The organism is Plantibacter sp. MDV22-iso1 (assembly GCF_058408345.1).
In genome coordinates this window covers 389,860-412,248 of record NZ_JBZVDY010000003.1, presented here as the reverse complement: position 1 = coordinate 412,248, position 22,389 = coordinate 389,860, and the positions used below count along the sequence as shown (strand labels likewise).

The following is a 22,389-nucleotide window of genomic DNA, read 5'->3' as shown; positions in this document are numbered from 1 at the left end:
CGGGCCATCGCCCGGGACTCCGGGGGGAGGTCGCGATCCGCGACCTCCCCCCGCTTTGTCCGCGGCACGGTCGGACGGCGATCCCGACCGCCTGTGCCGACATCCGACACGTGACTAGATTGGGACCCATGAAGCTCGAGCTCCGCGGCATCACCAAACGGTTCGGCGCACTCACCGCCAACGACCACATCGACCTCACCGTCGAACCGGGGGAGATCCACTGTCTCCTCGGCGAGAACGGTGCCGGCAAGTCCACCCTCATGAACGTCCTGTACGGCCTGTATCAGGCCGACGAGGGCGAGATCCTCCTGGACGACGTCGTCCAGCACTTCCAGGGCCCTGGCGACGCCATGGGCGCAGGCATCGGCATGGTGCACCAGCACTTCATGCTCATCCCGGTCTTCACCGTCGCCGAGAACGTCATGCTCGGCCACGAGCAGACCAAGGGCGGTGGCCGCCTCGACGTCGCCGCGGCCCGCAAGCTCGTCATCGACATCTCCGAGCGGTTCGGCTTCAGCCTCGATCCGGACGCCATCGTCGGCGACCTCCCGGTCGGGGTGCAGCAGCGCGTCGAGATCGTCAAGGCGCTGTCCCGCAACGCCAACGTCCTCGTCTTCGACGAGCCCACCGCCGTGCTCACGCCGCAGGAGACGGACGAGCTCATGGCGATCATGAAGCAGCTCAAGGAGGAGGGGACGTCCATCGTCTTCATCACCCACAAGCTGCGCGAGGTCCGCGAAGTCGCCGACCGCATCACCGTCATCCGCCTCGGCAAGGTCGTCGGCGAGGCCTCGCCCACCGCGACGAACGCCGAGCTGGCGTCCCTCATGGTCGGGCGTCCCGTCGAACTCACGGTCCATAAGGAGGCGCCGAACCTCGGCGACACCACCTTCACCGTGCAGGACCTGTCCGTCGTCGACCACCTCGGCCAGCTCGTCGTCAACGGCGTCAGCTTCGAGGTGCGCGAGGGCGAGGTGCTCGCCATCGCCGGCGTGCAGGGCAACGGACAGACCGAGCTCACCGAGGCGATCCTCGGGCTGCAGCCGCACACCAAGGGCAGCATCAAGCTCGACGGCGTCGAACTCGTCGGGTCCACCCCACGGAAGGTGCTCGACGCCGGCGTCGGGTTCGTGCCCGAGGACCGGTCCGAGGACGGGCTCGTCAAACAGTTCACCATCGCCGAGAACCTCATGCTGGACCGATCGACCGGTGCGCCCTTCGTGAAGGGCGGCAACGTCCAGCGCGGGTTCCGCGACGAGTTCGCCCGCGAGAAGTCGCAGGAGTTCGACGTCCGGTCGCAGGGCATCGAATCGCCGGCAGGCTCCCTGTCCGGCGGCAACCAGCAGAAGGTCGTCCTCGCCCGTGAGCTCAGCCGTGAGCTGCGGCTGTTCGTCGCCGCACAGCCGACCCGCGGCATCGACGTCGGCTCGATCGAGTTCGTGCACAAGCGCATCGTCGCCACGCGCGACGCAGGCATCCCCGTCATCGTCGTGTCGACCGAGCTCGACGAGGTCGTCGCGCTCGCCGACCGCATCGCCGTCATGTACCGCGGCGGTATCGTCGGGATCGTCCCGGCATCGACCCCCAGAGAGGTCCTCGGCCTCATGATGGCCGGCGAACTCCCGGCAGGAGCAGCAGCATGAGCGAGACGTCCCACACCCCGCCCGGAACGGTCCAGCCGGTGGCACCGGGTGAGGCGAAGCCCGACACGACCCAGCCGCGCTCGAACAAGGTGCTCGCCGAGATCCTCAACTCGAGCATCGTCATCTCGATCCTCGCCGTCGTCCTGGCGATGGTCGTCGGTGCGATCCTCATCGCGCTGACCGATCCGAAGGTCCACACCGCCGCCGGGTACTTCTTCGCGCGCCCGGGTGACACCATCGCGGCGGTCTGGCAGTCGGCGACCGGTGCGTACGGCGCGCTCTTCCAGGGGTCGATCTACAACTTCAAGCGCCCGGACTTCCTGAACGGCATCCGCCCGCTGACGGAGACGCTGACCTTCGCGACCCCGCTGATCCTCGCCGGACTCGGTGTCGGCCTGGCGTTCCGGGTCGGCATGTTCAACATCGGTGGGCGTGGTCAGATGCTCATCGCCGCCGCCTGCGCCGGATGGGTCGGCTTCACGCTCGACCTCCCGCCCGTGGTGCACCTGCTCGTCGCGATCGCCGCCGGCATCATCGGTGGCGCGTTCTGGGGCGGCATCGTCGGTGTCCTGAAGGCCCGCACCGGTGCGCACGAGGTGATCATCACGATCATGCTCAACTACGTCGCGTTCTACCTCATCACCTTCATGCTCTCCACGCAGGGGCTGTTGCAGGCTCCCGGCTCGAACGTGCCGAAGAGCGCTGCGATGGCACCGAACGCGGTGCTGCCGAAGCTCCTCGGAGACCGCTACAACCTGCACGCCGGCTTCCTCATCGCGATCCTCGCGGTCGTGTTCGTGTGGTGGTTGTTCAGCCGGTCGTCGATCGGGTTCCGCTTCCGAGCGGTCGGTGAGAACCCGAACGCCGCGCGCGTCGCGGGTATCGACGTGAAGAACACCTACGTGTACGCCATGCTGCTCTCCGGCGGACTGATCGGTCTCGCCGGCGTCTCGCAGGTGCTCGGAACGGTGACCTCCGGGTTCGACAACGGCATCGACGCCGGCATCGGCTTCGACGCCATCACCGTCGCGCTGCTCGGACGCAGCCGGCCGGGCGGCATCCTCATCGCCGGCATCCTGTTCGGTGCACTCAAGGCCGGCGGGTACTCCATGCAGGCCACCCAGGGCGTGAACGTGCCGATCGACATCGTGCTCGTCCTCCAGGCGCTCATCGTGCTGTTCATCGCGGCTCCGCCGCTCGTGCGGGCGATCTTCTTCCTGCCGAAGCCCGACGGTTCGACGCGCCGAACGCGTCGCTCCGCCAAGAAGGAGGTGTCCGCATGAGTGGATTCACGCTCGACAAGCAGACGCCGCAGCCGGCTCCCGACGCCCCGATCGTCCTCGAGACGGTCGTCGTCCGCAGCTGGAAGGCTCCGATCGCGTTCGGGATCTTCACCGTCATCGCGTTCCTGTTGTTCGTCATCTGGCACCGCGACGGCAACAGCACGTTCCGGCTCTCCAGTGACGGCGACGTCATCCAACTGCCGACGGTCGTGCTCCCGTCCACGGTCACCGGCATCGTCGTCACGATCCTCCTGGCCGCCATCGCGGCGCTGAGCGCGTACCTCGTCACCACGGGCAAGAAGATCCCGCTCTGGCTCATCACCGTGTTCGGGGTGCTGTTCATGGTCGGGTTCCTGTCGTGGGCCGCCGCGGGCAAGGCGATCCCGATCACCGGGCTCCTGCTCGGCACGGTCGCGCTGAGCGTCCCGCTCATCTTCGGCGCGCTCGGCGGCGTCATCTCCGAGCGGGTCGGCGTCGTGAACATCGCGATCGAGGGACAGCTGCTCGCCGGCGCGTTCTCGTCCGCCTTCGTCGCCTCGGTGACGGGGAACGCCTTCCTCGGGCTCGTCGCGGCGATGATCGCCGGGACGCTCGTGAGCTTCCTGCTCGCGGCGTTCTCGATCAAGTACCTCGTCGACCAGGTCATCGTCGGTGTCGTGCTCAACGTCCTCGTCGTCGGCTTGACGAGCTTCCTGTACTCGCAGGTGCTCACGAAGAACGAGGCGCTCTTCAACAGCCCGCCGAAGTTCCCCCGGATCAACATCCCGATCCTCAGCGAGATCCCGCTCATCGGACCCGTGCTGTTCCGCCAGACGATCATCATCTACCTGATGTACATCGCCGTGGCCGTGGTGTTCTTCTGCCTGTTCTACACGCGCTGGGGCCTCCGCCTGCGCGCCGTGGGTGAGCACCCGCAGGCGGCCGACACCGTGGGCATCAACGTGAACCGGACGCGCTTCTGGAACGTCGCGCTCGCGGGCGCGATCGTCGGCCTCGGCGGGGCCTACTTCACCCTGGGCTCGGTCGGTGCGTTCAACAAGGAGATGACGGCGGGTGCCGGCTACATCGCACTCGCGGCGGTCATCTTCGGACGTTGGGACCCGCTCAAGGCGACCCTCGCCGCGCTGCTGTTCGGCTTCACGCAGAACCTCCAGTTCGCGCTGAGCGCCATCGGCTCCCCGGTGCCGAGCGCGTTCATGCTCATGCTGCCGTACGTCGTGACGATCTTCGCGGTCGCCGGACTCGTCGGCATCTCCCGCGGACCGGCGGCCGCCGGCAAGCCCTACGTGAAGGGCTGACCGTGAGCGACACGACGACCACGCCACCCGTCGACTGGGAGGCGCTGCACACCGCGGCCCGGGAGGCGATGGGTCACGCCTACGTGCCCTACAGCCGTTTCCCGGTCGGCGCGGCCGCCCTCGTGGACGACGGCCGGATCATCTCCGGCTGCAACGTCGAGAACGCCAGCTACGGCCTGACGCTGTGCGCTGAGTGCGCGCTCGTCTCCGCGCTCCACATGTCGGGCGGAGGACGCCTCGTGGCGTTCGCCTGCGTCGACGGCAAGGGCGAACGCCTCATGCCGTGCGGCCGTTGCCGACAGCTGCTGTACGAACACTCGACGGCGGGCATGCTGCTCGACACCGTCTCCGGCATCCGCACCATCGACGAGGTCCTGCCGGACGCTTTCGGACCACGTCAACTCGAGGAGTACCACGCATGAGTTCCGTAGAAGCATTCGACGTCGTCGACCTCATCCGCACGAAGCGCGACCGCGGTGAGCTGTCGACGCCGCAGATCGACTGGCTGATCGACGCCTTCACCCGGGGCTACGTCGCCGACGAGCAGATGTCGGCGCTGGCGATGGCGATCCTGCTGAACGGCATGGAGCGGCGCGAGATCCGCGACCTCACGATGGCGATGATCGCGAGCGGTGAGCGGATGAGCTTCGCGTCGCTCGACAAGCCGACCTCGGACAAGCACTCGACCGGCGGCGTGGGCGACAAGATCACCCTGCCGCTCGCCCCGCTCGTCGCCGTGTTCGGCGTCGCGGTGCCGCAGCTGTCGGGCCGCGGGCTCGGGCACACGGGTGGGACGCTCGACAAGCTCGAGAGCATCCCGGGATGGCGCGCGGCGCTGACGAACGACGAGATGATGGCGCAGCTGGCGGACGTCGGCGCGGTCATCTGCGCCGCCGGTTCCGGTCTCGCCCCGGCGGACAAGCGCCTGTACGCCCTGCGCGACACGACGGGCACGGTCGAGGCGATCCCGCTCATCGCGTCGAGCATCATGTCGAAGAAGATCGCCGAAGGTACCGGGGCGCTCGTCCTCGACGTCAAGTTCGGCTCCGGCGCCTTCATGCAGGACTACGAGCGCGCCGAGGAACTGGCGCGCACGATGGTCGCGCTCGGGACGGACGCCGGTGTGGCGACGACCGCGCTGTTGACGGACATGAACGTCCCGCTCGGTCTCGCGATCGGCAACGCGAACGAGGTCCGCGAGTCCGTCGAGGTCCTGGCGGGCGGTGGTCCGGCGGACGTCGTCGAGTTGACCCTCGCCCTCGCGCGGGAGATGCTGACCCTCGCCGGGCAGCCGGACGCGGACGTCGAGGGCGCCCTCGCGGACGGTCGGGCCATGGACGTCTGGAAGCGTATGATCCGCGCACAGGACGGCGACCCGGACGCACCGCTGCCGGTCGCCAAGGAGACGCACGTCGTCACGGCATCGCGCGACGGCGTGCTGGCGACGCAGGAGGCACTGCCGTTCGGCATCGCGGCCTGGCGCCTCGGTGCCGGTCGGGCCAGGCAGCAGGACCCGGTCATCCACGCGGCGGGCATCGACCTGCACGCGAAGCCGGGTGACGAGGTCCGGGCCGGACAGCCGCTCTTCACGCTGAGCGCCGACGACGCCGCCCGCTTCCCGCGGGCGCTCGAGGCTCTCGAGGGTGCCTACACGATCGAGGACACCGCGCCGCCGCGCGGCCCCATCGTCCGGGCCCGCATCGAGGCCTGACGGCCGCAGACGCTCAGTCCGTCGCCCGGTCCTCGAGGCGACGGACTGAGCCATGTCGCAGGATGCGCGTGAGCGGTACAGTGAACCCCGTGACCTCTGCAGACGAATCCCCCCTCTCCGGCGTCGACCTCCGCGCGCTCCCGAAGATCTCGCTCCACGACCACCTCGACGGTGGTGTGCGGCCGGCCACGATCATCGAGCTGGCCGAGGCCATCGGTGTCGACGTCCCCGTGTCGGACCCCGACGGCCTGGCCGACTGGTTCTACACGCAGTGCAACGCCGGTTCGCTCGTCGAGTACCTCAAGACCTTCGATCTCAGCACCGCGGTCATGCAGACCGAGGAGGGGCTCGTCCGCATCGCGCGCGAGTTCGTTCAGGACCTCGCTGCGGACGGCGTCATCTACGGCGAGGTGCGCTGGGCTCCTGAGCAGCACCTCACCCGCGGCCTCAGCCTCGACGCGGTCGTCGAGGCCGTCCAGGAGGGTATCGAGCTCGGTGTCAAGGACGCGGCCCACTCCGGCTCCGACATCCAGATCGGTCAGCTCGTCACGGCCATGCGGCACGCCGACCGTGCGCTCGAGATCGCTGAGCTCGCCGTGCGTCATCGCGAGCGCGGCGTGGTCGGGTTCGACATCGCCGGCGCCGAGGCGGGTTTCCCCGCCAGCAAGCACCGCCTGGCGTTCGACTACCTCGCGGCCGAGCTGTTCCCGGTCACCGTCCACGCGGGAGAGGCCGACGGCATCGAGTCGATCCGGAGCGCCCTGCTCGACGGCCGTGCGTTGCGACTCGGCCACGGTGTCCGCATCGCCGAGGACATCTTCATCGAGCGCGACGACGCCGAGTCCCTCTACGCCACGCTCGGTCCCGTCGCGGAGTGGGTCCGCGACCGCAAGATCCCGTTGGAGCTCAGCGCGCAGTCGAACCTGCAGACCGGAGCCATCGCGGCCTGGGGCGAGGAGCTCGAGGACCACCCGTTCGACCTGCTCTACCAGCTCGACTTCGCCGTCACGGTCAACGTCGACAACCGCACCATGAGCGACACGAGCCTGACGAAGGAGCTCGCGCTCCTCTCCGAGGCGTTCGACTACGACCTGACCGACCTGGAGACCTTCCAGCTGAACGCCGCCGCCGCGACGTTCCAGCCGTTGGAGATCCGCGAGGCCTTGGCGGACCGCATCTCGGAAGCGTTCGACGAGTTCCTCGACGACGACGAGGACTGACGATGTCGGCAGGTGCTGTTCCGGCGACCGCCTGGGCGGCACCTGCGCGGCAGGCTTCCAGCCTCGGAGCGTTACGATGGTTCCGATCCACTCGGGTCGACCGATCCTCTGATTGAAGCGATGCCACTCCCAGAACTGTCCGAAGCCAGCGTCGCGCTCCACGTCGATGCCGACGACTGGCGCGAGGCGATCCGCGTAGCCGGAGCGCTGCTGTCCGACACCCGCGCGACCGACGTCGCGTACACGCAACGGATGATCGACGTCGTCGAGGAATTCGGCGCGTACGTCGTGATCGCGCCGGGCCTGGCGCTCGCGCACGCCCGACCGGGCGCCGACGTCCACGAGGACGCCCTCGTCGTCGCGACCCTCGCTGCTCCGGTCCGGTTCGGCCACCCCCACAACGACCCCGTCTCGGTGGTCCTCGGCCTCGCGGTCACCACCGCTGAGTCACACGTGGGTTGGGTGGCGGAGATCGCCAACGTCTTCAACGACGAGACCGCCATCCCGCGGCTCGCTGCGGCCACGACGCTCGACGAGGTGCGAGCCGTGTTCGGTGCGTCACCGCTGTCCGGCGGGGGCCAGGCATGAAGATCGTCGCCGTCTGCGGTTCGGGAGTCGGCTCCTCGGCCATCCTCAAGCTCAACGCCGAACGCGCGCTCGAACGCCTCGACCTCGAGGCCGACGTCGTCGCCGGCGACATCGAGAGCCTCGGCACCACCGCGGCCGACGCCCAGGTGATCCTGACCTCGCCGGAGCTCGTCGAGCGCATCGGCAAGACCTTCGCCGACATCGTCGTCATCGACAACTACTTCGACCTCGCCGAACTCACCGAGAAGCTCGAACGCGCCATCGGCTGAGTGGTGTGCGCCCCGGTCTCCGGGCCGCACACCACCGGGCGCCGAGCCCGTCGAGGGGCTAGGAGACGAGCGCCGTGAGGTCCGTCCGCAGAGCGGCGAGCCGTGCGGTGACCGTGGCCGCCCGCTCGGCGGCGTCGCCGTCGGCGGACTGGACGTCGACGTACACCTTGAGCTTCGGCTCCGTGCCGCTCGGCCGGATCATGACCCTGGTGCCGTCGTCGAGCCAGACGCGCAGGACGTCGCTCGGCGGGAGCGCCTCGAACCCGTCGGCGAGGTCGTCGATCCGGGTCACCCGAGCTCCCGCGAGCTCCGTCGGCGGGAGCGCCCGCAGCCCGGCCATGACCTCGCCGATGCGGCTGAGTTCGGTGTAGCGGATGGAGATCTGGTCGCTGCCGAAGGAACCGAAGGTGTCCGCGAACCGGTCGAGGAGCCCCGCGACGCTCTCGCCCGCCTGCGCCGACGCCGTCGCGAGACCGAGGAACGCGACGGCGGCCGAGATGCCGTCCTTGTCGCGCACGGTCCCGGGGTTCACGAGGTAGCCGAGGGCCTCCTCGAAGCCGAAGAGCATGCCCGGCGTCCGGGAGATCCACTTGAACCCGGTGAGCGTCTCGCGGAACTCGAGGCCGTGCGCCTCGGCGACGAGGCGTAGGGCGGGGGAGGAGACGATCGAGCACGCGAGCGTGCCCTCGGGAGCCGCATCGCCGTCGAGTGCGGCACTGGCGGCCTGGGCGGCCCGCCAGCCGAGGAGGAGACCGACCTCGTTGCCGGTGAGCCGACGGAACCCCGAGGGGGCCGCGTCGTCGGGGATCGCGATCGCCAGGCGGTCGGCGTCGGGGTCGTTGGCGATGATGAGGTCGGCACCGACCGCTCGCGCCGTCGCGAAGGACAGGTCGAGCGCGCCCGGCTCCTCCGGGTTCGGGAAGCTGACGGTCCGGAAGGTGGGATCGGGATCGATCTGCTCGGTGACGAGATCCGGTGCCGGGTACCCGGCGGTCTCGAGGACGCGTCGGGTCGTCTCCCAACCCACGCCGTGCATGGCCGTGTAGACGACGCGCAGCTGGCCGCCCGCCGGGGCGGGAGCGACGGCCGCGGTCTCGGCGACATAGGCGTCGACGACGTCCTCGCCCGCGATCTCGAACCCGTCGCTGCGCGGGAGGTCCTGGACGAGCGCCGTCTCGGCGATGCGCCCGATGTGGGCGGCGATGGCCGCGTCGGCGGGCGAGACGATCTGGGACCCGTGGTGCTCGCCGCCCAGGTACACCTTGTAGCCGTTGTCGGCGGGCGGATTATGACTCGCGGTCACCATGACGCCGGCCGAGGCGTCGAAGAACCGCACGGCGAACGCGAGGACGGGCGTCGGCAGGAGCCGTGGCAGCAGGATGGCGCGGACACCGGCACCGGCCATCAGCTCGGCGGTGTCGCCGGCGAACACGGCGGAGTTCTTCCGGCCGTCGTAGCCGATGACGACGCTCGGCGTCACGCCTTCCGGTGCCTGCTCGAGCAGGTAGGCGGCGAGTCCGGCCGCGGCCTGCGACACGAGGACCCGGTTCATCCGGTTGGAACCGGCCTCGATGCGTCCGCGGAGGCCGGCCGTGCCGAACTGCAGACGGGTGTCGAAGCGGTCGTGCAGCTCTGCGACGGCCACGTCGTCGGACGCGCGGGCACGTTCGACGAGACCTGCCAGCTCGGCCCGGGTCTCGTCGTCGGGATCCTGGGCGAGCCAGGCCTCGGCGGTCGCGAGCAGGCTCGTCGCCTCGCTCACAGGGCCGCGACGATCTGCGCGAGGAGCTTGCTGATCACCGGCTCGGCCGCCTGACCGGCTTCGATGACCTCGGCGTGGCTGAGCGGCGTCTGCTGGATGCCGGCGGCGAGGTTCGTGATGAGCGACATCCCGAGGACCTCCATGCCGGCCTGACGTGCGGCGATCGCCTCGAGCGCGGTGGACATACCGACGATGTGGCCGCCGATCGCCTTCGCCATCTGGACCTCGGCCGGGGTCTCGTAGTGCGGTCCGCGGAACTGCGTGTAGACGCCTTCGTCGAGGTCGGGAGCGACGCTGTGCGCGATGTCCCGCAGCCGCTTGGCGTAGAGGTCGGTGAGGTCGATGAACGTCGCGCCCTCGAGCGGCGAGTCGGCCGTGAGGTTGATGTGGTCGCTGATCAGCACCGGCGTGCCGGGCGTCCAGTGATCCTTGATGCCGCCGGCGCCGTTCGTCAGCACCATGATGCCCGCGCCGGCCGCAGCGGCCGTCCGCACGCTGTGCACGACGCGGCGGACACCGTGGTTCTCGTAGTAGTGCGTCCGGGCGCCGATGACGAGCGCACGCTTCCCACTCGGGAGCAGGACCGAGCGCAGGGTGCCGACGTGGCCTTCGAGCGCCGGCTTCGAGAACCCGACGATCTCCGAGGCCGGGATCGTCGCCGTCGTCTCACCGATCAGGTCGGCCGCCTTGCCCCAGCCACTGCCGAGCGTGAGCGCGATGTCGTGGCGTTCCACGCCGGTCTTCTCGGCGATCTGGCCGGCGGCTTCGCGGGCGATCTCGAAGGGATCGACATCGGACAGATCGAGTGGATTCGCAGAGGTTTCGGACATCCTCTCACTCTAGACAGGGGTGGGGCCGCCGCCCAACCGTGGCGACCCCGCTCATCCGCGCACGATCCCGGCCGCCGCAGGCCCGAACGGGTTTGGTCCCGCCCCTGGTGGCGCGCGAGAATGGAGGCATGGCCTACGAGTTCGAACGCAAGCAGCGAGTGGCGATCATCGGAGGCGGACCCGGCGGGTACGAGGCTGCCCTCGCCGGGGCGCAGCTCGGGGCCGACGTCACGCTCGTGGAGCGTTCGGGCGTCGGCGGAGCGGCCGTCATCACCGACGTCGTCCCGTCCAAGAGCCTCATCGCCACGGCCGACGCGGTCGGAGCCATCGGTGAGGCGGCCGACCTCGGTGTGCAGTTCTTCGTCCGCTCGGAGACCACCGGCAAGCCCAGCCGGCCCGAGGTCGCGGTGAATCTCGCCGCCGTCAACAAGCGACTGCTCGGGCTGGCCCGTCAGCAGTCCGAGGACATGCGCGCGAGCCTCATCCGCGCCGGGGTCCGCATCGTCAACGGTCAAGGCCGGCTCGACGGACCGAACGAGGTCATCGTCTCGACCGACCTGTCCGCCGGCACCGACTTCGACCGGATCGAGGCCGACACCGTCGTCGTCTCCGTCGGCGCGAGCCCGCGCCAGCTGCCCTCCGCCCTGCCGGACGGCGAGCGCATCCTCACCTGGACGCAGCTCTACAACCTCACCTCCGTCCCCGAGCACCTCATCGTCGTCGGCTCGGGCGTCACCGGCGCCGAGTTCGCCTCCGCCTACACGGCGCTCGGCTCCAAGGTCACGCTCATCTCGAGCCGCGACCAGGTGCTGCCCGGTGAGGACGCCGACGCGGCGGCGGTCATCGAGAACGTCTTCAAGCGCAACGGCATGACGGTCCTCTCGAAGTCACGGGCCGATTCCGTCACCCGCACCGAGCACGGCGTCGTCGCCACGCTCTCCGACGGCCGCACGGTCGAGGGCTCGCACTGCCTCATGGCGGTCGGTTCGGTCCCCAACACCGCCGGGATCGGCCTCGAGGAGGCCGGCGTGCAGCTGACCGATTCCGGACACATCCGCGTCAACCGGGTCGCCCGCACGAGCGTCCCCAACATCTACGCCGCCGGCGACTGCACGACCTTCCTGCCGCTCGCGTCCGTCGCGTCGATGCAGGGTCGCACCTCGATGTTGCATGCGATGGGCGACGCGGTGAACCCGACCGAGATCCGCAACGTCGCCGCGAACATCTTCACGCAGCCCGAGATCGCGACCGTCGGCTGGACCCAGAAGCAGATCGAGGACGGCATCGCCCAGGGCGAGATCTACAAACTGCCCCTCGCCCAGAACCCGCGCGCGAAGATGATGGGCATCAAGGACGGCTTCGTCAAGCTGTTCGCGCGGACCGGCAGCGGCACGGTCATCGGCGGGGTCATCGTCGCGCCGAAGGCCAGCGAGCTGATCTTCCCGCTCGCCCTCGCCGTCGAGCAGCGGTTGAACGTCGATCAGGTCGCGCGCGCCTTCACGGTCTACCCGTCACTCACCGGGTCGATCACCGACGCGGCGCGCGCCATGCACATCGTCGAATAGACGTCGTCCTCGTCGAACCGTCGCCGATGAGCCGGACGTCACCGATCGCGGTTCGCGAGCACGATGCGTGCGACGGCGACCCGCGAGCGCACGCCCCAGGCGTGGAAGACGGCGCTGAGATGCTTCTCGACGGTCTTGCGGGAGATGCCGAGGGCCGTCGCGATCTCGTCGTTGGACAGGCCGTCCGCGACGAGTTCGGTGAGGTCGCGCTGTCGGGGCGTCAGCGGCGTGGTCGGGACGGGGACGGCGGTCAACGGCAGTGTGGCCGGGAGGCGTGAGGGGAGCTGGCGGCGGGACACGATCCCGAACGCGGCGAGCACCCGGGTGACGTGCGCGTCGACCGTGCGCGAGGAGAGCTGGAGGACGGACGCGATCTCCGCCGTCGAGTTGCCCTCCGCGGAGAGCAGGGCGACCTCGCGTTCGCGCGGCGACAGTCCGTCCCAACCGGATCCCGCGACCGGCGCGAGACGTCGACCGATCGCCTTCAGCTCCCGGGCGGCGGAGCGGGTCGCGGCGGTGTGTCCGCCGCGGACCGCCTGCTCGGCGAGCGCGGCCAACTCGCGGACGGCCTGCGTCCGGTCGGACATGGCGATCAGGGCGCGCGTCGCGAGGATCTCGCCGATCCCGGCTTCCAGCATGCGGCCGTCCGCCAACGCGCGGGTGGTCGCCGTGCGCGCGAGCGCCAGCGCCTCGGCGGGGCGCCCACGGAGGAGTTCGAGCTTGCACTGCATCCGGAGGATGGCCGGCCCGGGGACCCTGCGGTCGACGTCGGCGGCGATGAAGCCGATGAGGCGTTCCGATTCGACGATGTCGCGGTCGAGGAACGCGCTCGAGACCAGCAGTTCGATCGCGAGGGCCCGGTCCTGGACGGACAGGCCGCTGAAGTCGTTCCCCGAAGCGCTGCGGGCGAGGGCCGCGGCGCCGTGGTCGTCCGCGAGGGCTGCGAGACCGTAGCCGACGAGGAGATAGCACGTCGTCTGGAAGGCGCCCGTGGGCTCGGGGATGGCCTGACGGACGCGGCGCGCGAGCGTCCTGGTCGCCCCCTGCTCGGCACGGTTCCCGGCGACGAGGCACTGCACGGCCTCCGCGTACAGCGCGGTCGGTCCGCTCCCGGCCCGCTCGAACATCGCGAGCGCGGCGGCCTCGGCCTCGGCGACGCGTCCCTCGTTGAGCAGGAGGCGGGCGAGGACCCCGTCGACGAGTGTCCGGTACAAGCGCCCCGGGGTGGCGGCGATGTCGTCGGCGAACGCGTCGGCGAAGCGCCGGGCGGCGTGGATCAGGACGTTGACGACGGCACCCTCGACGAGCAGGTACCCGACGAGCCAGGCGAGGGTCGGTTCGAGGTCCCCGCCGTCGTCGACGAGGGCGTCCGCCTCCGCGAAGCACCCCTCCAGCTCCGAGCCGGACGAGCGGTCCGACCCGAGGGCCAGCCCGGCGGCTCCGAGCACGAGCAGGCGGGTCGTCCGGTCGGAGTCCGTCGAGGCGGCGAGCGCGTCCACCGCGTCCCGGCGACACCCCGCGAAGTCGGCGGTGGTGAACCGGGCGTAGGACAGGAGGGCGAGGACGCGGGGATCGGACGCAGCGCCGGGATCCGCCTCGAGCAGTGCGATCGCACCGGCGGCGTCGAAGTCCGCCACACGATCCAACGCATCTTCGAGGAGGTCGGCTGCTGACACCTGCTCAGCGTATCGTCGCCGGGTCCGATACGACGCCCGAAGGCGCCGTCCGGGTCAGCTGATGGTGAGGAGCTGGTGACCCGAGGAGACCGTGGCACCGACCGTCGCGTCGATCGCGCCGACCGTGCCGTCCTTGTGCGCTGTGATGGGCTGTTCCATCTTCATCGCCTCGAGGACGACGACGAGGTCGCCCTTCACGACGACATCGCCCTCGGCGACCGCGAGCTTCACGATGGTTGCCTGCATGGGCGCCGAGACGGAATCACCCGTCGCACCCGAGACCACTGCTGCACCACCGCGGCGGTGCGGAGCGGGAGCGGCGACCGGCGCACCGACGTTCAGTCCCAGCTGTCCGCCCGGAAGGCTGACCTCGAGACGCTTGCCGCCGACTTCGACGACCACCGTCGAGCGGGCAGCGGGTGCCTGCTGCGCATCGATGGATCCGTCCCAGGGCTCGATGTCGTTGACGAACTCCGTCTCGATCCATCGGGTGTAGACGCCGAAGGTGCCGTCCTCCGCCGTGAACGCGGGGTCGCGGACGATCTTCCGGTGGAAGGGGATGACGGTGGGGAGGCCGGCTACCTCGAACTCGTCGAGTGCGCGACGGCTCCGTTCGAGCGCCTCCTCGCGGGTACGTCCCGTGACGATGATCTTGCCGAGGAGCGAGTCGAACGCGCCTGAGATCGTGTCGCCGGCCGTGACACCGGAGTCGAGCCGGACACCGGGGCCGCCGAAGGTCTTGAACACGTGGATCGGGCCCGGCTGCGGGAGGAAGCCGCGTCCCGGGTCCTCGCCGTTGATGCGGAACTCGAAGGAGTGGCCGCTCGGCTGCGGGTCGTCGTAGTCGAGGACGCCGCCTTCGGCGAGACGGAACTGCTCGCGGACGAGGTCGATGCCGGTGACCTCCTCGGAGACCGGGTGCTCGACCTGCAGGCGGGTGTTGACCTCGAGGAAGGAGACGGTGCCGTCCTTGCCGATGAGGAACTCGCAGGTGCCGGCACCGAGGTAGCCGACCTCCTTGAGGATCGCCTTCGACGCGCGGTAGAGCTCCGCCACCTGGTCGTCCGAGAGGAAGGGTGCCGGTGCCTCCTCGACGAGTTTCTGGTGGCGACGCTGCAGCGAGCAGTCGCGGGTGGAGACGACGACCACGTTGCCGTGCGCATCGGCGAGGCACTGCGTCTCGACATGGCGTGGCTGGTCGAGGTACTTCTCGACGAAGCACTCGCCCCGGCCGAACGCTGCGATGGCCTCGCGGGTGGCCGACTCGAAGAGCTCGGCGACCTCCTCGCGCTCACGGGCGACCTTCAGGCCGCGACCGCCGCCGCCGAACGCCGCCTTGATGGCGACGGGCAGGCCGTGGACGTCGACGAAGTCGAGCACCTCCTCGGCACCCGATACGGGGTTGAGCGTGCCGGGGGCCAGCGGAGCGCCCACCTTCTCGGCCACGTGGCGGGCGGAGACCTTGTCGCCGAGCCGTTCGATGGCCTCGGGCGACGGGCCGATCCAGATCAGCCCTGCGGCCATGACGGCACGCGCGAAGTCCGCGTTCTCGGCGAGGAAGCCGTAGCCCGGGTGGACGGCGTCGGCGCCGGACCGTCGGGCGATGGACAGGAGCTTGTCGATGACGAGGTACGTCTCCGCGCTCGTCGTCCCGTCGAGGGCGTAGGCCTCGTCGGCGAGACGGGCGTGCATGGCGTCGCGATCCTGGTCGGCGTAGACGGCGACGGAGGCGATCCCGCTGTCCTTCGCGGCTCGGATGACGCGGACGGCGATCTCGCCACGGTTGGCGATGAGGACCTTGGTTATACGTGGCACAGTCCACGAGCCTACCGGGAGGCCCGGGTGAGCCTTTGGCTCACACGCACAAAAAAGCCGCAGGAACGACGTGTCGCCTCTACAAGGACCGGTCGTCAGAGGGCGCCGCGCCGGTTGCGCAGCTCGTGCCAGTCGTGTCCCAGCGTGCGGACGAGACGCCGCAGGGTCGGGAGCGAGAGGCCGACGACGGTCGACGGATCACCCTCGATGCGGGTGATGAAGGCGGCGCCCAGACTGTCGATCGTGAAGGCACCCGCCACCGCGAGGGGTTCCCCCGATGCGACGTAGGCGTCAATCTCGGCGTCGTCGAGGTCGTCGGCGAAGGACACCTCGGCGCTTGCGACCGCGCCGATCCCGACCGGCGAGGCGCCGGTGCAGTCGATGAGCCAGTGGCCGGAGTATAGGGTCCCCGTCCTCCCGCGCTGGGCGTGCCAGCGTTCGCGGGCGCGCTCGGGTGTGTGGGGCTTGCCGTGGACGACGCCGTCGAGGACGAAGACCGAGTCGCCGCCGAGGATGAGGTCGACCGCCTCGCCGCGTTCGCGCACGACGGCCAGAGCGGCTTCCGCCTTCGCACGGGCGAGGAGTGCCACCACCTCGTCGGGGGCGAGCGGTGCACCTGCGGCGAGGGTCGCGTCGTCGACGGCCCGTTCCTCGTCGACCGACGACGGGACGACGATCGGCTCGATGCCACTCGACCGCAGCAGGGCGAGTCTGGCCGGTGACGTGGAGGCGAGCGTGAGGCGCATGACGGTTCCTTCTGCAGTGGACGGTGGACTCCCGGCAGCCGCCCGTGTGACATGCTCGACGCATGAGCACGACGACTGCACGCACCGTGGAACTGGACATCACCAACGTAGCCCACGGGGGTGTCTTCGTCGCCCGGCACGAGGGCCGGGTGGTCTTCGTCCCCGACACGCTCCCCGGCGAGCGCGTGCGGGCACGCATCGTCGACGAGAACGAGAAGCGCTTCTGGCGGGCTGAGACCCTGGAGGTCCTCACGCCGTCCGAGCACCGCCGTCCGCACGTCTGGGCCGAGGCCTCCGTCGACCGCGAGCCGAGCGAGCGGGCGGGAGGAGCGGAGTTCGGACACATCGAGCTCGCCCACCAGCGTGCGTTGAAGCACCAGGTCCTCGCTGAGGGGCTCGAGCGGTTCGCCGGAGTCGCTCCCGATTTCACGGTCGCCGCGGTCGAGGGCGAGACGCCCGACGGCACCCGGTGGCGGACGCGGGTCTCCCTGCATGTCGACCAGCACGGCAACATCGGTCCCTACGCCTCGCGGTCCCACCACGTCGTCCCGGTCGACGACCTGCCGCTCGCGATCGAAGCGGTCGCTGGAGCGGCCAAGCTCGAGGAATTGCCGGACGGCACCACGTCCATCGACATCGTCGCCTCCTCGACCGGGGCGGTCCGCGTCCTGACTCGTACGGACGAGGTCGGAGGCGGCGACCGCCGACGCGGTGGCGGGCGCGGTCGACGCGGGGGACCGAAGCCGGTCCGTCCGGCGGCAGACCCGATCCGCGAGCTCGTCGGCGAGCGCGAGTTCATCGTCGACGCGAACGGGTTCTGGCAGGTACACCGTCAGGCTGCGACGACCCTCCAGCAGGCCGTGTCGGCGGCCATCGACGACGCGCGCTTCGACCCGCGCGCCGCGAACCTCGACCTCTACGGCGGCGTCGGCCTCCTGGCCGCGGGCGTGGGGGACCGCTTCGGCGCGACCACCCGCATCACGACCGTGGAGAGTGACGAACGGGCCACCGAGTACGCGGGCGAGAACCTGTCCGAGTGGGTGGGCGCACAGGCCGTCACCGCGAAGGTCGACGCCTTCCTGCGGTCGGAGATCGCGACGGGCAGTCGGATCGAGCGGTCCCGGTACGCCACCGCGACCGTCGTGCTCGACCCGCCCCGCTCGGGCGCCGGCGCGGAGATCGTCGCCATGCTCGGCGAGCTGCGGCCCGCGTCGATCGTCTACGTCGCCTGCGACCCCATCGCGCTGTCCCGCGACGTCGCCCTCCTGGCGGAGCAGGGCTACGAGCTCGACCACCTCGCGGCCTACGACCTCTTCCCCAACACGCACCACCTCGAGGCCGTCGCGGGCTTCTCACGGACGGCTTGAGCGGGCCCGAGCCGACGGAGGCGACTCGCGATCCGGCCGTCGCGCCCGGCGGGTCCGTCACTCGCTACGATGGTGCCGTGGTGACCGTCGCAATCATTGATGATCACGAGTCCGTGCGGCTCGGGATCGAAGCGGTGTGTGCGCACGCCGGGTATCAGGTCGTGGCGAGTGCCCCGACCGCCGTCGAGTGCATCGCCGCGTTGAACGGCGTCGTGCCCGACGTGGTCGTGCTCGACCTCTCGCTCTCCGACGGCAGCACGCCGACCTCGAACATCCACGCGGTGCAGGCTGTGGGGGCACACGTCCTCATCCACTCGATCGCCGATCGGGTCGCACTGGTGCGCGAGGCGCTGGCCGCCGGAGCGTCCGGGGTCATCCCCAAGTCCTCACCGACGGACACGGTCATCGCCGCCATCGGCACGGTGGCCCGTGGCGAGGCCCTGAACAACATCGAGTGGGCGAGTGCGATCGACGCCGACAGCGATTTCGCGCGGGCGCAGCTGGGTCGTCGCGAGCGAGACGTCCTGCACCTCTACGCGTCCGGCCTGCCGCTGAAGACCGTCGCCATGCAGCTCGGCATCGCCTACTCCACGGCCCGAGAGCACATCGACCGCATCCGGGTGAAGTACGTCGAGGTGGGTCGCCCGGCACCGACGAAGGTCGACCTGCTCCGCCGAGCGGTCGAGGACGGGATCCTCCCCGGCCTCGATCAAGGCGGGACGGATGTCTCCTAGCTTCCGGGCACCGACCAGGCATCCCGCGATCCCCGCGACCACGAGAGATGTCCAGGTTCAGCGCCGGATGCTGAACACCGCGAACTTCGAACGCCTCCTCGGCCGGTCGGTCGCGATCATCGGACTCGTCTTCGGACTGCAGACCGCGTTCACCACGCTCGGACAGGGCGTCCAGATCACCGGCTGGTTCGGCGTCGTCTACGTCTCGCTCGTCTTCGGGACGATGTTCGGCGCCATCATCTGCTGCCTCTTCCTGTGGCACCACCGCATCGCCTCCGGCGTCTTCGCCGCCGTGTTCTTCGTGGCCCTCCTCATCTGGCCGGCGGTGAACGCGCAGGCGTCGGCGGACATCAACCAGGAACCGTGGATCTGGTACCTCTGCACGATCGCCGTCGCGTTCGCCTGCATCCCGCTGCAGTTGCGGGGGGCCATCGTGTACCTCGTCGTGACCTCGGTCATGTACGGCGTCAACCGCGTCATCGACGCCGACTTCGCGCCGGCGTCCTTCGAGATCGGTGCGCTCGACGCGTCGTACGCGACGATCATCGGAGGGCTCATCGTCGTCCTCGTCGGGCTGTTCCGTGTGCTGGCCGGTCGGGTCGACATCGCAAGGGCGGCCGCCCTCGCCACCTACGACGCGGCCGTCAAGCAGCACGCCACGGAAGTGGAGCGCGTCGAGGTCGATTCGATCGTCCACGACAGCGTCCTCGCCTCCCTGCTCGCCGCGGATCGGGCGCTGACCCCGAAGTCGGAGGCGCTCGCCGTCATGATGGCGCGGGTCGCGATCGAACAGCTCGAGGGTGTCGGAGCGCCGATGACGAACGAGGACGAGGTCACCGGTCTCGCCGAACTCATCGAACGGCTGCGTGCGGCCGCGTCGATGCTCGGTGAACCGTTCTCCGTCACGGTCGAGGGGGCGTCCGGCCGGGTCCTGCCCGTCACGGTCGCGAACGCGGTCTACTGGGCGACGGTGCAGGCGATGGTCAACAGCGTCGAGCACGCGGGTTCGGGAGTGGCGCGGAGCCTGTCCATCGAGGGCACGGTCTCCGGCGGCGTCTGCGTCATCGTCGGCGACGACGGCGTCGGGTTCTGCCCCGAGCAGGTCGCCGAGGAGCGGCTCGGGCTGAAGGTCTCGATCGTCGAGCGGGTCGCCGCGGTCGGCGGTCGCTCGACGGTGATCTCCCGTCCGGGTGAGGGTGCCGTGATCCGCATCGAGTGGTCACCGGAGCACGACTCGTGACCCCGGCACCGCGGTACGCCCTCGTCATCCTCGCCGCCCTGTTCTCGGCGTACCACCTGCTCCGCGCGGCGCTGACGCTCGAGACACCCCGCGACGTCGTCCCGGTCCTCATCGCGATGCTCGTCTACGCCGTCGCGAGCGTCCTGAGTCTCTGGCCGATGGGCACGACGCGCATGCCGTCGTGGCTCGCGAGCATCAACCTCGCGACCGCGATCGTCGTCCCGTTGCTCGTGACCAGCCAGCTCGACCCCACGCGGAACAACGGGTACGCCACCTGGCACGTCGCGTCGATCGGGACACTGATGACGATCACCGTGGTCCGGCAGCGGGAGGCGGTCGCCTACATCGGGATCGTCTTCCTCACGGTCCAGTCGCTCCTCTGGGCGGGTCCGGGACTGGCGCTCGGGATGGGTGTCACGGGCAGCCTCATCTGGGTCGTCCTCGCGAGTGTGCTCACCCGATCGATCGCCGGGGCGCAGCATGACGCCGAGCGCCTGACGCAGGCGGAGCATGCGACCTCGGACTGGCAGGCGGCGCAGTACGCGCACGTGCACGAGCGGAGACGACGCCTCAGCCAGACGGGCCGACTGGCGACCCCGATGCTGCGCACGATCATCGCCAACGGCGGCAGGCTCTCCGTGGCCGATCGCACGGAGTGCCGGACGCTCGAGGCCAGTCTCCGCGACGAGATCCGTGGCCGCCACCTCCTGAGCGACCCGGTCCGGTCCGAGGTGCTCGCGGCCCGGCGGCGCGGCGCGATCGTGAACATGCTGGACGAAGGTGGCCTCGAGGAGCTGGACGCCGGCGTCCTCGACGCGATCCACGAGCAGATCGCCGAAGCGCTCGCCGCCTCGCAAGCCACCCGCCTCATCGTGCGGAGCGTCCCGGACGACGAACGCGTCGCGGTGACCGTGGTCGGCCTGCGCGCGGTGCACCGTGAACCGGGCGTCGCTGCGGGTCCGGACGACGACGACGAGGAACTCGACGTCTGGCTCGAGATCCCGCGCGACGGGTCCCGTGCCGACGTGGGTGCGGTCGGCGTGTCCGACGAGGACTGAACCGCTCCGACGAGGGCAGCGCCCGTCCACGGGCTCAGGGACCGAGGTGTTCCGGGTGGACTTCTTCCGGTCACTGAGCTTGTCGAAGTGCCCACGAGGAACCCCTTCGTCGGCGGGGTCAGAACGGGGCGGGATCGGGTGCCGTCCGGTGGTGTTTCCCGTCGGGTGTCGTCCAATCGAGCACCCCGCCGGGTCTGTGGTCGAGGTTCCACCCCGGCAGGTGCTTCATCCGATGGTGATGTCGACACAGGCAGGCGAGATTGCCGACATCCGTGGTGCCTCCGTCCTCCCACGCGATCGAATGATCGAGGTCGCAAGCCCGGGCCCGTCTTCCGCAGCCTGGTGCTCGACAGGTGCCGTCCCGGAGGCGTACAGCGCGTTGGAGGTCGGCCGGAACGCGGTACTGATTCCGCCCGACTGAGAGAACCGCACCGGTCTCGGGTTGGACGAGGATCCGGGTGTAGCTCGGTGCGTTCACCGCGATGCGTGCGGCGGTCTCGGGGTCGATGGGGCCGTAGCCGTCGAGCACGGCCGGGGCATCGCTCATGCCGACAATGCTGAGCGCCGGGACGGTGATCTGCACGGTCGGTGTGATGTGTTCCTGGACCTCGATCGGGTGCGGGAGCACCGGGTTCGATGCGACGTCTTCCGGGGTCACACCGGTCAGGGCGAGGGCCGCGAGCGCGTCGGCCTGGAGTTGTCCGCAGGTGCGGGTGTCACCGGCCTTGCGCGATTCCGTCGCTGCCGTCTCGACCCGCTCGATGATGCCTTGCGCGATCGGTGCGGTGGTGAACAGGTGCACCCACGCCATGCCGTCGGCGGCGGGTTCGAACTCGATCCGACGGTCCGCCTCGGACCGCCGGGCGCGGGCGGTGATCGACTCGGGGTGGAGACGCTCGCGCAGGACGCGGGCGCGCCTGCGGAGGTTCGCGTTGGTGGACGCTTCCGCGACCTGCAAGACTTCCGCGAGGAACACCGCCCGCCCCGCGGTCGGCACGTCACTGAGTTGGTCGATGATCGTCTGCGCATGCCGCGCCGAAATACGACCGGCTTCGAGGGATTCGAGCACAGCCGGCGCTTCGTTCACGAGCAGTTCGGCATCGTTGGTCGCACGCTGAACCGTCCGTTCCGGCGTCCGGGTCGCCATCGCGAGCGCCGCACAGGTCGACCGACGTGACAGGGCCTGCCGTTCCGCCGGCGGGAAGAACGCCGGAACCGTGGCGTCGGCGAAGGCGTCCGCGTAGGCGGCGGAACGGGCGAGGAGCCGGGCCTCCTCGGCGTCCAGAGCAGCACGCCGACGCTGGATGTCCGCGTAGCGGTCCGAGAACTCCGCGAGCTGCGCGGCGTATTCGTCGCCAGCTCGAACTGCGGAGGTGGTCTCGATCATGGCTCCAGTCCACCATGGACCACTGACATTCCAGATGCCGAGTGACGGTGACTGTGGAAGTTGCTCGTGTGCCCTTCGACAGGCTCAGGGACCGGGACAGGGTTGCTCGGAGCCGGAGGGAAACCGGGTGGACCTCCTCCCGTCACTGCGGTTGTCGGGGTGCCTCCGTGTGCCCTTCGACAAGCTCAGGGACCGGG

General features: G+C 70.0%; 19 protein-coding genes. 13 read left to right on the top strand and 6 right to left on the bottom strand.

Annotation, left to right across the window (positions count from 1 at the left end):
* Positions 1-128 precede the first annotated feature (128 nt).
* From AC4PMY_RS16705 to AC4PMY_RS16670, 8 genes are all read left to right on the top strand, one after another.
* Positions 129-1,643 (top strand): ABC transporter ATP-binding protein, encoded by a 1,515-nt coding sequence (locus tag AC4PMY_RS16705; RefSeq protein WP_064294832.1) that lies wholly within the window; start codon positions 129-131, stop codon positions 1,641-1,643.
* A complete protein-coding gene (locus AC4PMY_RS16700; RefSeq protein ID WP_079002876.1) occupies positions 1,640-2,926 on the top strand; it encodes an ABC transporter permease in 1,287 nt (428 codons plus the stop codon). The genes AC4PMY_RS16705 and AC4PMY_RS16700 overlap by 4 nt, the downstream gene beginning before the upstream one ends.
* Positions 2,923-4,224 carry an ABC transporter permease gene (locus tag AC4PMY_RS16695; RefSeq protein ID WP_064294833.1) on the top strand — a complete coding sequence of 434 codons (1,302 nt, stop codon included), beginning with the start codon at positions 2,923-2,925 and terminating at the stop codon, positions 4,222-4,224. The genes AC4PMY_RS16700 and AC4PMY_RS16695 overlap by 4 nt, the downstream gene beginning before the upstream one ends.
* A gap of 2 nt (positions 4,225-4,226) precedes the next feature.
* Complete coding sequence (locus tag AC4PMY_RS16690; RefSeq protein ID WP_064294834.1) at positions 4,227-4,646, top strand: cytidine deaminase; 420 nt, start codon at positions 4,227-4,229, stop codon at positions 4,644-4,646.
* Positions 4,643-5,935 carry a thymidine phosphorylase gene (locus AC4PMY_RS16685; protein ID WP_079002875.1) on the top strand — a complete coding sequence of 431 codons (1,293 nt, stop codon included), beginning with the start codon at positions 4,643-4,645 and terminating at the stop codon, positions 5,933-5,935. The genes AC4PMY_RS16690 and AC4PMY_RS16685 overlap by 4 nt, the downstream gene beginning before the upstream one ends.
* Positions 5,936-5,997: 62 nt before the next feature.
* Entirely contained in the window at positions 5,998-7,155 is a 1,158-nt protein-coding gene (locus AC4PMY_RS16680; RefSeq protein ID WP_491623233.1) for an adenosine deaminase, read from the top strand.
* Between the two features lie 120 nt (positions 7,156-7,275).
* Complete coding sequence (locus AC4PMY_RS16675) at positions 7,276-7,743, top strand: PTS sugar transporter subunit IIA (protein WP_064294837.1); 468 nt, start codon at positions 7,276-7,278, stop codon at positions 7,741-7,743.
* Complete coding sequence (locus AC4PMY_RS16670) at positions 7,740-8,012, top strand: PTS sugar transporter subunit IIB (protein WP_064294838.1); 273 nt, start codon at positions 7,740-7,742, stop codon at positions 8,010-8,012. The genes AC4PMY_RS16675 and AC4PMY_RS16670 overlap by 4 nt, the downstream gene beginning before the upstream one ends.
* A 58-nt stretch (positions 8,013-8,070) precedes the next feature.
* Here AC4PMY_RS16670 and AC4PMY_RS16665 read toward each other — a convergent pair whose 3' ends face one another.
* Together AC4PMY_RS16665 and AC4PMY_RS16660 are read right to left on the bottom strand one after the other, a co-directional pair.
* The gene (locus AC4PMY_RS16665) at positions 8,071-9,774 is read right to left on the bottom strand and encodes a phospho-sugar mutase (protein ID WP_491623232.1); all 1,704 of its coding nucleotides are present in this window, start codon (positions 9,772-9,774) and stop codon (positions 8,071-8,073) included.
* Positions 9,771-10,604, bottom strand: a complete 834-nt coding sequence (locus AC4PMY_RS16660; protein ID WP_064294840.1) for a purine-nucleoside phosphorylase — start codon at positions 10,602-10,604, stop codon at positions 9,771-9,773. Before AC4PMY_RS16660 ends, AC4PMY_RS16665 begins: the two co-directional genes overlap by 4 nt.
* A gap of 128 nt (positions 10,605-10,732) precedes the next feature.
* On the opposite strand from AC4PMY_RS16660, the gene AC4PMY_RS16655 reads away from it, so the two are divergent.
* Entirely contained in the window at positions 10,733-12,169 is a 1,437-nt protein-coding gene (locus AC4PMY_RS16655) for an NAD(P)H-quinone dehydrogenase (RefSeq protein ID WP_064294841.1), read from the top strand.
* Between the two features lie 38 nt (positions 12,170-12,207).
* Here the strand turns inward: AC4PMY_RS16655 and AC4PMY_RS16650 are convergent, their stop codons facing one another.
* The 3 genes from AC4PMY_RS16650 to AC4PMY_RS16640 all read right to left on the bottom strand — a co-directional run bounded on the left by AC4PMY_RS16650 (position 12,208) and on the right by AC4PMY_RS16640 (position 16,406).
* Positions 12,208-13,845: a helix-turn-helix transcriptional regulator gene (locus AC4PMY_RS16650; RefSeq protein ID WP_491623231.1), complete on the bottom strand. Its 1,638-nt coding sequence runs from the start codon at positions 13,843-13,845 to the stop codon at positions 12,208-12,210.
* 54 nt (positions 13,846-13,899) lie between these two features.
* On the bottom strand, positions 13,900-15,660 hold the full coding sequence (locus tag AC4PMY_RS16645) for an ATP-binding protein (protein WP_064294843.1): 1,761 nt from the start codon (positions 15,658-15,660) through the stop codon (positions 13,900-13,902).
* 95 nt (positions 15,661-15,755) lie between these two features.
* Positions 15,756-16,406, bottom strand: a complete 651-nt coding sequence (locus AC4PMY_RS16640) for a Maf family protein (RefSeq protein WP_491623230.1) — start codon at positions 16,404-16,406, stop codon at positions 15,756-15,758.
* Positions 16,407-16,468: 62 nt separating this feature from the next.
* Here AC4PMY_RS16640 and AC4PMY_RS16635 point away from each other — a divergent pair, with 62 nt between their 5' ends.
* The 4 genes from AC4PMY_RS16635 (at position 16,469) to AC4PMY_RS16620 (ending at position 20,805) form a co-directional block, all read left to right on the top strand.
* The gene (locus AC4PMY_RS16635) at positions 16,469-17,773 is read left to right on the top strand and encodes a class I SAM-dependent RNA methyltransferase (protein WP_491623229.1); all 1,305 of its coding nucleotides are present in this window, start codon (positions 16,469-16,471) and stop codon (positions 17,771-17,773) included.
* 77 nt (positions 17,774-17,850) lie between these two features.
* On the top strand, positions 17,851-18,507 hold the full coding sequence (locus tag AC4PMY_RS16630; protein ID WP_064294846.1) for a response regulator transcription factor: 657 nt from the start codon (positions 17,851-17,853) through the stop codon (positions 18,505-18,507).
* Between the two features lie 67 nt (positions 18,508-18,574).
* Complete coding sequence (locus AC4PMY_RS16625) at positions 18,575-19,747, top strand: sensor histidine kinase (RefSeq protein WP_079002866.1); 1,173 nt, start codon at positions 18,575-18,577, stop codon at positions 19,745-19,747.
* A complete protein-coding gene (locus AC4PMY_RS16620; protein WP_064294848.1) occupies positions 19,744-20,805 on the top strand; it encodes a DUF8320 family protein in 1,062 nt (353 codons plus the stop codon). Before AC4PMY_RS16625 ends, AC4PMY_RS16620 begins: the two co-directional genes overlap by 4 nt.
* Before the next feature lie 118 nt (positions 20,806-20,923).
* Here the strand turns inward: AC4PMY_RS16620 and AC4PMY_RS16615 are convergent, their stop codons facing one another.
* Entirely contained in the window at positions 20,924-22,192 is a 1,269-nt protein-coding gene (locus AC4PMY_RS16615) for an HNH endonuclease signature motif containing protein (RefSeq protein ID WP_491623228.1), read from the bottom strand.
* Positions 22,193-22,389: the final 197 nt, after the last annotated feature.

Bases quoted from the DNA above. Each gene is read 5' to 3' on its own strand.
- AC4PMY_RS16705 (WP_064294832.1), top strand. From the start codon at position 129: ATGAAGCTCGAGCTCCGCGGCATCACCAAACGGTTCGGCGCACTCACC.
- AC4PMY_RS16670 (WP_064294838.1), top strand. From the start codon at position 7,740: ATGAAGATCGTCGCCGTCTGCGGTTCGGGAGTCGGCTCCTCGGCCATC.
- AC4PMY_RS16655 (WP_064294841.1), top strand. From the start codon at position 10,733: ATGGCCTACGAGTTCGAACGCAAGCAGCGAGTGGCGATCATCGGAGGC.
- AC4PMY_RS16685 (WP_079002875.1), top strand. From the start codon at position 4,643: ATGAGTTCCGTAGAAGCATTCGACGTCGTCGACCTCATCCGCACGAAG.
- AC4PMY_RS16635 (WP_491623229.1), top strand. From the start codon at position 16,469: ATGAGCACGACGACTGCACGCACCGTGGAACTGGACATCACCAACGTA.
- AC4PMY_RS16680 (WP_491623233.1), top strand. From the start codon at position 5,998: ATGCGCGTGAGCGGTACAGTGAACCCCGTGACCTCTGCAGACGAATCC.
- AC4PMY_RS16660 (WP_064294840.1), bottom strand. From the start codon at position 10,604: ATGTCCGAAACCTCTGCGAATCCACTCGATCTGTCCGATGTCGATCCC.
- AC4PMY_RS16700 (WP_079002876.1), top strand. From the start codon at position 1,640: ATGAGCGAGACGTCCCACACCCCGCCCGGAACGGTCCAGCCGGTGGCA.
- AC4PMY_RS16675 (WP_064294837.1), top strand. From the start codon at position 7,276: ATGCCACTCCCAGAACTGTCCGAAGCCAGCGTCGCGCTCCACGTCGAT.
- AC4PMY_RS16640 (WP_491623230.1), bottom strand. From the start codon at position 16,406: ATGCGCCTCACGCTCGCCTCCACGTCACCGGCCAGACTCGCCCTGCTG.
- AC4PMY_RS16615 (WP_491623228.1), bottom strand. From the start codon at position 22,192: ATGATCGAGACCACCTCCGCAGTTCGAGCTGGCGACGAATACGCCGCG.
- AC4PMY_RS16695 (WP_064294833.1), top strand. From the start codon at position 2,923: ATGAGTGGATTCACGCTCGACAAGCAGACGCCGCAGCCGGCTCCCGAC.
- AC4PMY_RS16625 (WP_079002866.1), top strand. From the start codon at position 18,575: ATGCTGAACACCGCGAACTTCGAACGCCTCCTCGGCCGGTCGGTCGCG.